The following is a 13,410-nucleotide window of genomic DNA, read 5'->3' as shown; positions in this document are numbered from 1 at the left end:
TTGAAAACCAATGGGCACAATTGTGCCGCATTAGCGCCCGCAGTGCACGCGGGCGCCGTGGTCAAATCACCGATGTCACTTCTTGAAGCGTTCGGTCAGGGCTTCGGCCACCACGGGATGGACGAATTTAGTGATGTCGCCACCCAGAGCCGCGATCTCCCGAACCAAAGTCGAGGAAATGAACGAGTAACGCTCGGAAGGGGTGAGGAACAGGCTTTCGACATCCGGTGCCAGTTGGCGATTCATGTTCGCCAGTTGGAACTCGTACTCGAAGTCCGAAACGGCACGCAGACCGCGCAGGAATACATTGGCCTGCCTTTCCTTGGCGAAATGTGCCAACAAAGATGAGAAGCCGATGACTTCGACATTGGGCAGGTGCTTGGTAACCTCACGAGCCAGTTCCACCCGTTGTTCCAAGGGGAACAGAGGGTTTTTCTTCGGGCTGGCAGCGACCGCAATGATCACCTCGTCGAACAGCCGTGAGGCACGTTCGACCAGATCGCCATGGCCCTTGGTAATAGGGTCGAAAGTACCTGGGTACAACACTCGGTTCATCGCGTCGTCCTGGCAGGAGTGCGTTGGGGAGTCGGATGGTATCGCAGCAGTGGCAGTCGGCCAAGTCGCCTGCACATGCTGAAGGCACTATAGACAGTGAGGCCATTTGTTGTCATCTATTGGTAACCAGGCGTTCGATCAGCCCATCAGTGAGTCGGGCGGTCAGGCCGTACACCGACAATTGCGGGTTGGCTCCGATGCTGGTGGGGAACAGCGAACCGTCATGAATCGAGAGGTTGGCCAGTTGATGATGGCGTCCAAGACTGTCGCAGACAGCCTGGCGAGGGTCTTCGCCCATGGCGCAACCCCCCATCACATGGGCGCTGCCCAAGCGCGTGCGGAACAGTTCCAGGCTCAGGCCGTCGATCATTTTCCGGGCTTCTTGCAACGACTTCACGTAGCGACCGTCGCTGTGCACAGGCAGAACGGCCTCGGCACCGGCAGCAAACTGGATTTCAGCCATGCTGTGAAAGGCGCGGCGTACCCCTTCCCAGGCGTAGGGCGTGACGGCGTAATCGAGTACCGGTGAGCCATCGCCGCGCAACTGAACTTCGCCGCCGACACTTTGCGGGTGGAAACCGTCGCGCAGCAGGGCGAGCATCATGTGGGTGTTGGGGAGTTGCTCCATACGGATCGCATTTTCAGTACCCATGCCGCCGAGTAACGTGGCGGCCAGCGCGGGCTGCAGCGGTGGTACTTCAAGTTTGTAGCCGATTGGGCCGGTGACGCCATCGCGCCATTGAAAGTGATCGGAGTAGATCGACTGCGGGGCGCCGTAGAACGGATTGACCTTGTCCTTGAATAACCCTGCACTGAAATTGACCAGATGCAAGAAGGTGCGTTTGCCCAGGCGTTCATGGGGGTCCGGGGCGTCCGAGCGCAACAACAGACCAGGGCTGTTGATTCCGCCGCCGGCGAGAATGTAGTGTCGAGCTTTGACCTGAATCTTGCGCCCTGTCGGGTTGACGCAGCGGGCGTCCATGGCCAGGCATTGCAGGCCGCTGATGTGTTCACCGTCGTGGATCAGACGCTCAGCACGGGCCAGATAAAGCAGTTCGCCGCCTTTTTCCAGGGTGGCGGGAATGGACGTTACCAGCATCGACTGCTTGGCATTGACCGGGCAGCCCATGCCGCAATAACCCAGGTTCCAGCACCCGCGCACATTACGTGGAATGACTTTCCAACTGTAATCGAGGGCTTCACAGCCACGGCGTAGCACTTCGTTGTTGGCATTGGGTGGCATGGCCCACGGCGTAATGCCCAGGCGTTGCTCGATACGCTCGAACCAGGGCGCAAGCTCGACACTGCTCAGGCCTTTCACACCATGCTCGCTGGCCCAATGCGCAAGCGTCGGTTCCGGTGTGCGAAAGCTTGAAGTCCAGTTGATCAGGGTGGTGCCTCCTACGGCGCGGCCCTGCAGGATGGTGATTGCGCCATCCTTGCTCATGCGGCCGACACCTTCCTGGTAGAGGCTGGAGTACGCCTCGTCTTCGAGTAACTTGAAGTCGCTGCTGGTTTTGAGCGGCCCTTCCTCGATCAACAGCACCTTGAAGCCGGCGGCACTGAGCATTTCGGCACTGGTGGCGCCACCGGCGCCGCTACCGATGATGGCGACATCGGCTTCCAGGCTCAGGTCTTGGTCCAGGCGCGAGGCGTCACGGGTTTTCCAGCCGCGGCTCATGCCGTCGCGGAACAGGTCTGGTACGGGCATCTTCAGCCTCTTGTCGTTGTCAGTTGATTCAGATCTTCGGAGGGCCTGGGTAGCCGCATCTCGCCCAGGATTGAGGTAACTCGTACCAGGCCATCTGCAACAATTGCAGCAGTGAGGCATGGCCCATACGCAGCAGATTCAGCGAGCTGTTTTCCCAGCGCTGTAAAAAGGTCTGCAGTTGTTCGGTGCTGGCGCTTTCCCATCCACCCCAGATACCCGTGAGTGGCCCGCGGGTAACTGGCAGAGCGAGTACGTCGAACAATTGCTGTGTCAGTTTGAGCATCGCCGGAGACAGGCTGGCAAGCTTGCTGTCCAGCCGGTTGAGCACTGCGTCGACGTTTTCGGCAGCGGAGGTTCCGGCAAGGACCACCGGAATCAGGCTGCGTAGAATCGGCAAGTCACCCTGGCGCAAGGTGATGAAACCGCTGGCCGGCGTTTGCGCCGAGCAGCCGCTGAGGCTTGCGCCCAGGCCGGCTGTCGCCAGGAACGCGGTGGCGCCCAGGCTGAACTTGAGCAGTCCGCGACGACTCAGGGCGGATGTTGCAGGCAGATTTATGGTCATTGTTGTTGTGCCTGGAGTTGTTGTTAGCGAATGAAGAGTTTGTATACCCACTTGATCAGCGGCTTGCTGTAGGGCGGGTAGATCAGGCGTGCGGCGTTCAAGCGTTGCTTGGCGAACACGGCCTTGGCTTTGCTGAAAGTCAGGAAGCCGTCGTGACCATGGTAGTGGCCCATGCCCGAGGGACCGACGCCGCCGAAGGGCAGGTCGTCCTGTGCAACGTGCAACAACGTGTCGTTCAGGCAGACGCCGCCAGAGTGGCTCTGCTCGAGTACCTTCTGCTGTTCGCCACGGTCATAGCCAAAGTAGTAAAGCGCCAAGGGTCGAGGGCGTTGGTTGATGTAGGAAAGCGCCTCATCAAGATGGTCGTAGGGCACCAGCGGCAGTAGTGGTCCAAAGATTTCGTCCTGCATCACGCGCATGTCGTCGTTGACCTGCTGCAGCAGGTGTGGAGGAAGGCGCCGGCCCTGACGGACTTCCTGTGGGTACAGGTCGATGATTTTCGCGCCTTTGTCACGCGCATCACTGAGATAACTCTCCAGGCGTGCCAGGTGACGGGGATTGATGATCGCGGTGTAGTCGGGGTTATCGGCCACGCTCGGGTAGAAGCGATGCACGACCTTGCGATAAGCGTCGGCAAAGTCATCCAGACGTTCACGTGGCACTAAGACGTAGTCTGGCGCCACGCAGGTCTGGCCGGCATTGAGGGTCTTGCCGAAGGCGATCCGTTCAGCCGCATCGGCCAGGGGCACGGTAGCGGAGACGATGGCCGGCGACTTTCCACCCAGTTCCAGAGTAACGGGCGTCAGGTTCTGCGCCGCTGCCAGCATGACGTGGCGGCCGACGCTGGTGGCGCCGGTGAACAGCAAGTGGTCGAAGGGCAGGCGAGAAAATGCTTCGCCGACATCGGCTTCGCCCAACACCACGGTAATCAAATCTTGGGGAAACGCAGACTCCAGCAATTGCTTGAGTAACAAGCCAGTTGCCGGTGTGGCTTCGCTGAGCTTGAGCATGACTCGATTGCCAGCAGCCAGGGCGCAGGTCAAAGGGCCCATGGCCAGAAACAGAGGGTAGTTCCACGGCACGATGATTCCCACCACACCCAAGGGCTGGTACACCACCTTGGCGCTGGCAGGCTGGAACGCCAGGCCGACCTTGCGCGGCGAGTCCTTCAGCCACTGCTTGAGATGGCGTTCGGTATGACGCAGCCCCTGGATGCTAGGCATCACTTCGGCTAGTCGCGTTTCATCGATACTACGGCCGCTAAAGTCCTCACTGATGGCTGCGGCAAGGGCATCCTGGTGCTTGAGCAGCATCTGCCGCAGGCTTTTCAGCCACTGCAGGCGCTGCGCTGCAGGTGGCATGGGGTTGCCGGCGAACGCCTGGCGCTGAACGCTGAACTGGGTGGCGAGATCATCAAGGGTGCTAGAGGGCAAAAGGCGAGCAGCGTCGGCGGTCATGCGAAAACTCCACGGCAGTGTGTTTTTCTAGAGCTTATACTCTAATGCGCGCGTTTTGCGACTAGTTTTTAATGACAGGCAGGTACATCCACATTCGGATAAACCGTAAGATGGACCTAATCGATTAAAGCTCGGCATCTGGAACTGATCATGGCCCCGCGCATCAAGACCCGCGACCGCATCGTGCAGACCAGTCTGGAACTGTTCAACCAGCAGGGCGAGCGCAGCGTCAGCACCAATCACATTGCAGCGCATATGGAGATCTCTCCCGGAAATCTGTACTACCACTTCGCCAATAAGCAGGAAATCATTGCCGTGCTCTTCAGTCAGTACGAAGAGCAGGTGGAGAGCTTTTTGCGTCCACCGCAAGATCGCGTTGCCACGGTTGCCGACAAGCGTTTCTACCTCAAGGAGCTGTTAGCGGCGATGTGGGACTATCGCTTTTTGCACCGGGACCTTGAACACCTGCTCGACAGTGACAAAGAGCTGGCGGCCCGTTATCGACGTTTTTCCCAGCGCAGCTTGATCCAGGGCCAGGCAATCTACCGTGGTTTCGTGGAGGCTGGGCTGGTAGCCATGGATGCCGTGCAGATCGAGTCGCTGACACTCAATGCCTGGATTGTGCTGACCTCCTGGGTACGGTTTCTCTGCACTACTCGGGAAAGTTCGGCCTACCTCAGTGAAGATGCCTTCAAGCGAGGCATCTATCAGGTATTGGTTCTGGAGCTCGGTTTTGTAACTGCGCAAGCCCGCCCTGCGGTGGACGCCTTGTGCCAGGAGTTTTACGTATCGCTTAACCAGGCACTGGAGCAATAAAGCCCAGGCCCTATCCGTTCAATCGTTCAGGAGACTGTCATGCCCCTCGCGCAACTGATCACTGCCCAGCAATTGGCCGAACGCCTGGAGGCGCCGGAGCTGGTGATTCTCGATTGCCGCTTTGCCCTGGAAGATATCGACTATGGCCAGCGTAGTTATGCTGAGGGGCATATTGCCGGTGCACATTTTGCCGACCTTGAACGCGACCTCAGTGGTCCGATCATCAAGGGCGTGACGGGTCGCCATCCATTGCCCGACCCAGAGCGCTTGGTCGAGCGTCTGCAAGACTGGGGCATCGACAACGACAGCGAAGTCGTTCTGTACGACGACGGTCCCGGTGCCTTCGCTGCGCGTGCCTGGTGGCTGCTCGCCTGGCTTGGCAAACGTAGCGGCGTGTCGATTCTCGATGGTGGCCTCAAGGCGTGGCACGCAGCAGGGTTGCCGCTGAGCCTGGACGCACCGGCCAAACGCGAAGGTACTTTCAGAGGCGAACCTGATCCTGCAATGGTGCTTGATGCCACGCAGTTGGCACAACGCCTGGGCCAGGCCGACCTGACCCTGCTTGATGCCCGCGGTCTCCCGCGTTTTCGCGGCGAAGTGGAACCTATTGATCCTGTTGCCGGGCATATTCCCGGCGCGCAATGCGCAGCTTTCACCGACAACCTGGGCCCGGACGGTCGCTTCCTGGCTGCTGAGCAGCTCAAAAAGCGCTTTGCCGAAAAATTTGGCACGCGCGCGCCAGAGCAGCTGGTTGCCTACTGCGGTTCAGGTGTGACGGCTTGCCATAACCTGTTTGCCTTGTCGCTGGCGGGGTATCCGCTTGGAAAGTTGTATGCAGGGTCATGGAGTGAGTGGATTACCGACAACCAGCGCCCTGTAGCCACCGGGGATTAGGGTTCACAGGTCTGCCAGCCACTGCGGAATGCGTCTTTCCAGGTAATAGCCGGGATCCCGTACGCTGCCATCGACAAAGCCGACATGACCACCGCGCGAGTGCAACTCCAAGGTGGTCTTCGGCGCCAACTCTTTCGCCTCAGGCAGGCTATGGCTGAACACGAAAGGGTCATCGCTGGAATGGATTATCAACGTGGGCGTGCGGTTTTCGCCCAGGTAATAGCGGCTCGATGCCCTGCGGTAATAGTCCTTGGCGTCGATAAAGCCATTGAGTGGCGCAGTGACCTTGCCATCGAAGTCCCAGAAGGTACGCAGGTTCTCCAGCGGTCCCAGGCGATCCAGGGCTGCCAGTCCTTCCTGGTGGCCGTGGTGTTGGAAGTGACGCTGCTTATCTTTCACATACGCGAGCATGGCGCGCATGAAATGCGCCTGGTAAACCCGCGAAAAACCCAGGCCAATTCGGTCGGCGCATTGGTCCAGGCGAAACGGAACCGACACTGCCACCGCTGCCTGCACCTGGCTCGCCGAACCTACCTCACCCAGATGCTTGAGCAGCACATTACCGCCCAATGAGTAGCCGACCGCGTAGATCGGTGCCAACGGACGACTGCTGCGCAGATGCGCGATTGCTTCGGCCAGGTCTTCGCTGGCGCCGGAGTGATAGCTGCGTGCAAGAAGGTTGGGCTCACCAGAACAGCCACGCCAGTTCAAGGCCACGCTGGCCCAGCCTCGCGCCGCAAGGCAACGCTGCAAACCGATCACGTAGGGTGAGTTGGACGACCCGGTCAAACCATGGAGTAACAGTACCAGCGGCGCATCAGCGCTGTGCGGCCCATGCCAGTCGAGGTCGAGAAAGTCTCCGTCGGCCAACCAGAGCCGCTCGCGCTGACGAGACAAGACAGCCGACTTGCGCCAGAGCGGCCCCCACAATGTCTGCAGGTGTGGGTTGCCCAGCCCCCGGGCGGGCGTGAAGGGGCTGGGCGCAGATGAAGACATTGCGGCGTACTCACAAATCTTGTTACAAGTTAGTGTATGCCGGGTTCCTGAACTTCGCTGCAATCAACCCGCCGGCTGCTCGGGTAAGGGATGCTGCTCGCCTGTAGGGCCGACGCTGATCCGCACCAGCTTGTCGAGCTTGAGGTGTTTTTTCAAGGCGACGTTCAGCTCATCCAGTGTCAGTGCCTGAACGTGCGCGATGAACGCTTGGCGGTAATCCAGTGGCAACTGATGCACGCCTATACGCATCAGAATCTGACTGAGCTGTTCATTGCTTACCGATTCTCGAAGGTAGACACCGCGCAATTTGTTCTTGGCATCGGTGAATTCTTGTTCAGTCGGGCCATTGTCGGCGTACTCCTGCAACAACTCTTCGAGCAGCGCAACGGCGCCCTCCTGGTATTTGGCTTGAACTTGAGTATTGAACACCCAGATCCCGGTGCCAGTCGGTTGCAGCAGGTGAGAGCTGGCGCTGTAGGTCAAGCCGCGTTGGGTGCGCAGTTGCTCGAAGAGTCGAGACGTTGATCCACCACCGAGTATCAGGTTAGCCAAGGTCAGTGCCGGCGCATCGGGATGATCGATACCGACCCCAGGTATGGCCAATAGCAGGAGTGATTGAGCACCGGGGTGTGCGATGTGATAGATCTCCGGCTCGAACGTTGCTGGTTTCTGCAGCGGCGGCAGGGCCGTGCCTCCAGGCAAGGCAGTGGACAGTTGGGTGGCGATATCCCGGGCCTGCTCTTGAGTGAGGTCGCCGACCAGGGTGATCAGTGCGTTTTCTGCGTTGAACGCATGTTGATGAAATGCCTGGAGGTCGGCGATTTTCAATGTTTCAAGCGTCTGCGGTGTACCAAGCTTGGGCGTGGCATAGGGGTGACCGGCATAGGTATGCGCATACAGCTGCGAGAGCGCTTTGGTCATGGCGTAATCTTTGTTTCGCGCGGACAGGCTGTTCATCTGATCTTTGATCAGTTGCAACTTGTCTTCGGCAAACTGCGGTTGACCTAATACCTCGGCTAACAACGCCACTGCCTTGGCACGGTGCGGCCCTGAGCTGAGGCTACGCACGCTCACGTAGGTGTAGTCGAGATGAACTGATTTTTGGAATTTTGCACCGATTTCGTCAAATTCCTCGGCAATCTGCAGGTCATCGCGCTGAGTTGTTCCCTCATCGAGCATGCCGGTGGTGAGCTGAGCAAGTCCTGACGCGCCATCGTCCCTAGCGCTGCCTGCGTCGAACACGACTCGCACATCGAACATTGGTAGCTTCGGGCTGCGTAGAAACAGCACCTGGCTTCCCTGGGGCGTTTGCCACGATTCGATTGGCAGCTGCAATTGCGCAGGAGAGGCGGGAGGCGTCTTCAATGACTCCAGCTCAAGGACGTGGGATTGTTCCTGTGCATGGAGCACGCCGCACACCAGCGCCAGTAAGGCATATAGAAAACTGCTCGTGATTTTATTCATCTTCGGCCTCCTCGGCCTGGAAATAGGCAGCAGCGAAACGCTCGCGGGTGAAGTACGAAGCCGCGACTTGTTGAATTTTTTCCGGTGTTATCAGTGCCAACCTGGCGGCGTCAGCATCCAGTTGGGAGATCGCCAGGTCACTGCCCAGAAGGGCTGAAATGCTGGCTGCCTGACCTTCCAGATGGTCTTGAGCGAAGACCTTTTCAGCCAACAGCAAGGCTTTGGCTCGTTCAAGCTCTTGCGGCTCGGGCGGGGTCTGCTTCAAGTTGTTCAGTTCCGCCCAGATGGCTTTCTGGATCTCCGGCAGTGGGCGAGGTTGGGCGATATTGACCAAGGCGGTGATTTCAAAAAGCGTATCGCCCCTTGATATCGCTTTGTATTTGACCCGGGGAGAGGAAAGGATTGCCTGCTGACGATGCAGGCGGGTGCTGAGTCGTGCGCCCATTCCTGCTCCCAGCAGCGCTTGAATCAATCGCAAGGCCTCTACATCGTCTGCCTGTTCGGCTGTTGCGTAGGTGGGCACGTTGAAGGCCATGTTCAGCAATGGGGTGCTGGACTTATCGAGTACGGTCATTGTTCTCGGGCCTGCCGGAATCGACTGCAAGGGCCGCTTTGTCACTGGCAAGTGTTGCCGGGAGAAGCCCGCGAAGTAGTGTTCAACTTGCGCTTTGACTTCATCGAGTTGCACATCGCCAACGACAACCAAGGTGACGTTGTTGGGTGCATACCAGGTCTGATACCAGGCTTTGAGCTCCTCGTTGCTCATGCGCTCAAGGTCATTCTGCCAGCCGATCACAGGCGTGCTGTAGCTGCTGGTATAGGCAATGGATTGCAATTGCTCTCGTGTTCTATCGGTGGGGTAGCCGTCGACTTCCTCGCGGCGCTCAGATTTTACTGCTTCTATTTCGTGCTCGAATTCGGCAGCGTCGAGGGTGGCGCCCTGAAGCAGGTCAGCGTTCAGCTCCAGTGCCACAGCCAGGCGATCGCTGGGTAAGGTCTGGTGGTAGACCGTCATGTCGCGAGTGGTGTAAGCGTTCTGGCTGCCGCCCAGGCGTTCGATGATTTGCGAGAACTCTCCGGGCGCAGTCTTTGAACTGCCACGAAAGAGCATGTGCTCCAGGGCATGAGACAGGCCCGATTGGCCGGGGTATTCATGACTAGAACCGACTTTGACGAGCATATGGGTAGTGACCACCGGGGCTCGGCGATCTTCGCTGACGACCACTTGCAGGCCGTTATTCAGGCTGAAGGTGTGACGGACGGGCAAATCGGCCAGGGCTTGGCCCGAGAACAGAAGCAAGCCAAGCAGGCCGCTTCCTAGGCAATAACGTCGTTCCATGACGGCGCTCCTTCTGGTTGATGACCAGAGGAACGATCAGCTACAACGAGGGGGCGCAGGGGCTATTTAATTACCACACTGTTAGCGGCCCCCGTCTTCACAGGGGCCGCGAGCCAATTCAGCCACGCTGCCAGAGGGCGTAGTACACCTGTCCGGCTTTCTTCTCGCGATGCAGACGCCAGTTACCTGGCAGCTGCAGCGTAGAAGGCGGGGTTTCGCTTTCGGTGTAGATCCAGGCATTGGCAGCCAGCCACTGGCGCTCTTCAAGGAGTGCACAGGTGGCTGGCAGCAGTTCCTGGTGGAACGGTGGGTCGAGGAATACCAGATCGAAAGCAAGCTTCGGCTCGCCTTGCAGGTAGCGCTGGGCATCGCTCTGGATCACCTGGCCGCGAGGGCAGCGCAGGGTCTCCAGGTTTTGCCGCAGGTTGGCAATGGCCGCTGGATTGCTGTCCAGCGCAACAGCTTCGCCGGCTCCACGCGACAGCGCCTCGAGGTAAAGGGCGCCGCTACCGGCAAAGGCGTCGAGAACCTTGGCCCCTTCGATGTGTGGCGCCAGCCAGTTGAACAGCGTTTCACGCACTCGATCGGGCGTAGGACGCAATCCTGGGGCGTCAGGAAAGCTCAGGCGGCGGCTGCGCCATTCACCGGCAATGATGCGCAGTTGGCCTTGACCGCTATGTTGCTTGGCCGTTTTTGCGGATGGACTGGCCATTAATGCTCCGGTACACCAAGCGGCTGCTCGGTGGGTTTGTCAGTGGGCGGCGGCAGGGGTTTCTGCGGCACGCTTGGTCCTGCAGTGACAATCACCATCTTGTCAGTTGCGAGGTGCTTATTGAGTGCAGCTTTGACCTGCTCCACAGTCAAGGCCTGGGACTGCTGCATGTAGTCTTCCAGCCAGGTCAACGGTAGGTCGTAGAAGCCAATGGCACCCAGTTGGCCGACGATGCTGGCGTTGCTGGCATTGGACAGCGGAAAACTGCCCGCCAGTTCACGCTTGGCATCGTCCAGCTCTTGCTGGCTCGGGCCGGTCTTGAGGTAATCGGCAAGGATATCCTGGACCAACGTGAGAGTGCCTTCGCTGAGTTCAGCGCGGGTCTGCAGGTTAATCATGAACGGGCCACGTACCTGCATCGGGCTGAACACGGAGTATACGCCGTAGGTCAGGCCGCGTTTCTCACGGACTTCGCTCATCAGACGGGTGCCAAAGGCGCCGCCACCCAGAATCTGGTTGCCCAACGACAGTGCAGCGTAGTCAGGGTCGTTGCGGTCGATACCCAATTGCGCCAGCATCAGGTGCGTCTGGTTGGACGGGAAGTCGATATGTGTAGTGCCAGGCTTTGGCTCCTCAGGCTGAGCCAGCTTGGCCAGTGCTGGCCCCTTGGGTAGGGCTGCCGAAACCTGGGAGGCAATGGCTTCGGCTTCGCTGCGACTGAGGTCGCCAACCAGGGCGATGACGGCATTGCCCGCGGCATAGGCCTTGGCATGGAATGCGCGCAGTTGCTCCAGGGTGATCGGCGTAATGCTCTTGGCAGTGCCATCACTTGGATGGGCATAGGGGTGATTGCCATACAGGTGCTCGAACAACGCAATGCTGGCCAGCTTGCCTGGGTTCTGCTTCTGGTACTCGAAGCCGGCCTGCAACTGGTTCTTGATCCGCTCCAGGGCATCCTGCGGGAAAGTAGGTTTGCCGACGACTTCAGCGAACAGCTTCAGTGCCGGTTCACGCTTATCCGCTGCGCTCAGGCTGCGCAGTGAGGCCACGGCCATGTCGCGATAGGCGCCGTTACCGAAGTCTGCCCCCAAGCCTTCGAAACCTTCGGCAATGGCGGTAACGTCCTTGCCGGAAACCCCTTCATTGAGCATGGCGTTGGTCAGGGTAGCCAGACCTGGAGCGTCTCCATCCTGGCTACTGCCGGCAGCGAAGGTCAGGCGCAGGTCGAACATTGGCAGTTCACGTGCTTCGACGAACAGCACCTTGGCACCTTCGGCAGTGTTCCAGGTCTGGATGTTCAATTGGCGACGGCTGGGCGCCTTGCCATCGAGCTCTGCCAGTGTCTGCAAGGTATTGGTTGGCTTGGCCGCCGCGCTGTTGGCAGGCTGCGCGGCATTGTCCGATTGGGCCGGCTTGGCCAGGAAGAACGCCGAGGCGCCTACCAGCACCAGGATGCCGAGGCCGATCAGGGTGTAACGGGGTGCGCTACGTTCACTCATGAGCGTTCTCCTCGGGCAGTACATGGGCAACGCTCAGGCGTTCACGGGTGAAGTAGGTGCGCGCGGCGTTCTGAATGTCGGCCGGGGTTACGCTCTTGAGTTCATCGAGTTCGCTATCAATCAGCTTCCAGGACAGGCCGACGGTCTCCAGCATGCCGATGGAAGTGGCCTGGCTGCTAATGGAGTCGCGATCGTAGACCAGTCCGGCGATGACCTGGGCGCGTACGCGCTCAAGCTCTTCGGCGGATGGCGGGGTGGTTTTAAGCTCGTCGAGCAGCTTCCAGATACCGCTTTCGACTTCGGCCAGGGTTTTTTTCTTCTGCTGATTCGGTGTGGCCGAGATCAGGAACAGGCTGTCGCCACGGGTAAACGGGTTGTAACTGGATGATGCCCCGGAGACCAACTCCTGGCCGCGCTCCAGGCGACTTGGCAGGCGAGCACTGTAGCCACCGTCAAGCAATGCCGAGATCAGGCGCAGAGCATGCACGGTACGCGGGTCCTTGGCGGTTGCCAGGCCGGGGGCGTTGAAGCCGTAGATCAGGCTCGGCAGCTGGGTGCGCACATGCAGGGTGGTCTCGCGCAAGCCAGGTTCGGCCAGTTCCAACGGCAATTTGGCCGGTGGAATTGCGCGCTTTGGGATAGCGCCGAAGAAGCGCTGGGCCAGACCTTTGACCTCATCGACCGTAACGTCGCCGACTACTACCAGGGTGGCGTTGTTCGGGGTGTACCAGGACTCGTACCAGTGGCGCAGCTCTTCGACCTTCATGCGGTCCAGGTCTGCCATCCAACCGATGGTGGGCGTGCGATAGCTGCTGGCCGGGAAGGCCATGGCGCTGAACAGCTCAAAGGCTTTCGCGTTGGGCTGATCGTCGGTGCGCAGGCGACGTTCCTCTTTGATTACCTCGATTTCGCGGCTGAACTCGTCAGCAGGCAAGCGCAGACTGCTCATGCGGTCGGCTTCCAGCTCCAGGGCTACCGGCAGGCGGTCGCGAGCCAGTACCTGGTAGTAGGCGGTGTAGTCGTCGCTGGTAAAGGCGTTCTCTTCGGCACCCAGGTCGCGCAGGATCCGTGAGGCTTCGCCCGGTCCGAGCTTCTCGCTGCCTTTGAACATCATGTGTTCCAAAGCATGGGAAAGACCCGTCTGGCCAGGGGATTCATAGGTAGAGCCCACCTTGTACCAGATCTGCGAGACCACCACCGGTGCGCGGTGGTCCTCGCGCACGACCACTTTAAGGCCGTTGTCGAGAATGAACTCATGGGTGGGTTGCGGATCGGCGGCAAAGGCCGCGAACGGCAGACAAACTGTGCTGAGCAACAGGCCAGCGGCGCGGCGGGCTAGAGCATTCATACGTTGTTTAACCTGTAGGACTGCCCGCGTGGTCTTAGCGTCAGCGGGCTAGGAGGT

The 13,410-nt window shown here is 59.4% G+C and carries 12 protein-coding genes; 2 read left to right on the top strand and 10 right to left on the bottom strand.

The genetic code is table 11. From position 1 onward, the window contains the following. Positions 1–75: 75 nt before the first annotated feature. The 4 genes from coaD to V0R60_RS02920 form a co-directional block, all read right to left on the bottom strand. Positions 76–555 (bottom strand): pantetheine-phosphate adenylyltransferase, encoded by a 480-nt coding sequence (gene coaD / locus V0R60_RS02935; protein WP_136478624.1) that lies wholly within the window; start codon positions 553–555, stop codon positions 76–78. A gap of 112 nt (positions 556–667) precedes the next feature. Next, positions 668–2,266, bottom strand: a complete 1,599-nt coding sequence (locus V0R60_RS02930; protein ID WP_330078894.1) for a GMC family oxidoreductase — start codon at positions 2,264–2,266, stop codon at positions 668–670. 28 nt (positions 2,267–2,294) lie between these two features. Further along, positions 2,295–2,828 (bottom strand): twin-arginine translocation pathway signal protein, encoded by a 534-nt coding sequence (locus V0R60_RS02925; protein ID WP_330078895.1) that lies wholly within the window; start codon positions 2,826–2,828, stop codon positions 2,295–2,297. Between the two features lie 23 nt (positions 2,829–2,851). After that, a complete protein-coding gene (locus V0R60_RS02920) occupies positions 2,852–4,285 on the bottom strand; it encodes a coniferyl aldehyde dehydrogenase (RefSeq protein WP_136478621.1) in 1,434 nt (477 codons plus the stop codon). Positions 4,286–4,435: 150 nt separating this feature from the next. Between V0R60_RS02920 and V0R60_RS02915 the strand changes: the two genes are divergently transcribed. Both V0R60_RS02915 and V0R60_RS02910 read left to right on the top strand, forming a co-directional pair. After that, complete coding sequence (locus V0R60_RS02915; RefSeq protein WP_136478620.1) at positions 4,436–5,101, top strand: TetR/AcrR family transcriptional regulator; 666 nt, start codon at positions 4,436–4,438, stop codon at positions 5,099–5,101. Positions 5,102–5,140: 39 nt separating this feature from the next. After that, positions 5,141–5,995 carry a sulfurtransferase gene (locus V0R60_RS02910; protein WP_330078896.1) on the top strand — a complete coding sequence of 285 codons (855 nt, stop codon included), beginning with the start codon at positions 5,141–5,143 and terminating at the stop codon, positions 5,993–5,995. A 3-nt stretch (positions 5,996–5,998) separates the two neighbouring features. Here V0R60_RS02910 and V0R60_RS02905 read toward each other — a convergent pair whose 3' ends face one another. The 6 genes from V0R60_RS02905 to V0R60_RS02880 form a co-directional block, all read right to left on the bottom strand. Then, positions 5,999–6,991, bottom strand: a complete 993-nt coding sequence (locus V0R60_RS02905) for a hydrolase (RefSeq protein ID WP_136478618.1) — start codon at positions 6,989–6,991, stop codon at positions 5,999–6,001. Between the two features lie 63 nt (positions 6,992–7,054). Then, complete coding sequence (locus tag V0R60_RS02900; RefSeq protein ID WP_136478617.1) at positions 7,055–8,455, bottom strand: M16 family metallopeptidase; 1,401 nt, start codon at positions 8,453–8,455, stop codon at positions 7,055–7,057. Then, the gene (locus V0R60_RS02895; protein WP_330078897.1) at positions 8,448–9,794 is read right to left on the bottom strand and encodes a M16 family metallopeptidase; all 1,347 of its coding nucleotides are present in this window, start codon (positions 9,792–9,794) and stop codon (positions 8,448–8,450) included. The genes V0R60_RS02900 and V0R60_RS02895 overlap by 8 nt, the downstream gene beginning before the upstream one ends. 118 nt (positions 9,795–9,912) lie before the next feature. Then, complete coding sequence (rsmD, locus tag V0R60_RS02890; RefSeq protein ID WP_330078898.1) at positions 9,913–10,506, bottom strand: 16S rRNA (guanine(966)-N(2))-methyltransferase RsmD; 594 nt, start codon at positions 10,504–10,506, stop codon at positions 9,913–9,915. Beyond that, positions 10,506–12,005, bottom strand: coding sequence for a M16 family metallopeptidase (locus tag V0R60_RS02885; RefSeq protein ID WP_330078899.1), 1,500 nt, complete (start codon positions 12,003–12,005; stop codon positions 10,506–10,508). Before V0R60_RS02885 ends, rsmD begins: the two co-directional genes overlap by 1 nt. Beyond that, positions 11,998–13,353: a M16 family metallopeptidase gene (locus tag V0R60_RS02880; protein WP_136478613.1), complete on the bottom strand. Its 1,356-nt coding sequence runs from the start codon at positions 13,351–13,353 to the stop codon at positions 11,998–12,000. The genes V0R60_RS02885 and V0R60_RS02880 overlap by 8 nt, the downstream gene beginning before the upstream one ends. Positions 13,354–13,410 lie beyond the last annotated feature (57 nt).

It is taken from the genome of Pseudomonas auratipiscis (genome assembly GCF_036324085.1).
Taxonomy (GTDB): Bacteria; Pseudomonadota; Gammaproteobacteria; order Pseudomonadales; family Pseudomonadaceae; genus Aquipseudomonas; species Aquipseudomonas auratipiscis.
This window is presented reverse-complemented; position numbering and strand designations above follow the sequence as displayed.

Bases quoted from the DNA above. Each gene is read 5' to 3' on its own strand.
- coaD (WP_136478624.1), bottom strand. From the start codon at position 555: ATGAACCGAGTGTTGTACCCAGGTACTTTCGACCCTATTACCAAGGGC.
- V0R60_RS02930 (WP_330078894.1), bottom strand. From the start codon at position 2,266: ATGCCCGTACCAGACCTGTTCCGCGACGGCATGAGCCGCGGCTGGAAA.
- V0R60_RS02925 (WP_330078895.1), bottom strand. From the start codon at position 2,828: ATGACCATAAATCTGCCTGCAACATCCGCCCTGAGTCGTCGCGGACTG.
- V0R60_RS02920 (WP_136478621.1), bottom strand. From the start codon at position 4,285: ATGACCGCCGACGCTGCTCGCCTTTTGCCCTCTAGCACCCTTGATGAT.
- V0R60_RS02915 (WP_136478620.1), top strand. From the start codon at position 4,436: ATGGCCCCGCGCATCAAGACCCGCGACCGCATCGTGCAGACCAGTCTG.
- V0R60_RS02910 (WP_330078896.1), top strand. From the start codon at position 5,141: ATGCCCCTCGCGCAACTGATCACTGCCCAGCAATTGGCCGAACGCCTG.
- V0R60_RS02905 (WP_136478618.1), bottom strand. From the start codon at position 6,991: ATGTCTTCATCTGCGCCCAGCCCCTTCACGCCCGCCCGGGGGCTGGGC.
- V0R60_RS02900 (WP_136478617.1), bottom strand. From the start codon at position 8,455: ATGAATAAAATCACGAGCAGTTTTCTATATGCCTTACTGGCGCTGGTG.
- V0R60_RS02895 (WP_330078897.1), bottom strand. From the start codon at position 9,794: ATGGAACGACGTTATTGCCTAGGAAGCGGCCTGCTTGGCTTGCTTCTG.
- rsmD (WP_330078898.1), bottom strand. From the start codon at position 10,506: ATGGCCAGTCCATCCGCAAAAACGGCCAAGCAACATAGCGGTCAAGGC.
- V0R60_RS02885 (WP_330078899.1), bottom strand. From the start codon at position 12,005: ATGAGTGAACGTAGCGCACCCCGTTACACCCTGATCGGCCTCGGCATC.
- V0R60_RS02880 (WP_136478613.1), bottom strand. From the start codon at position 13,353: ATGAATGCTCTAGCCCGCCGCGCCGCTGGCCTGTTGCTCAGCACAGTT.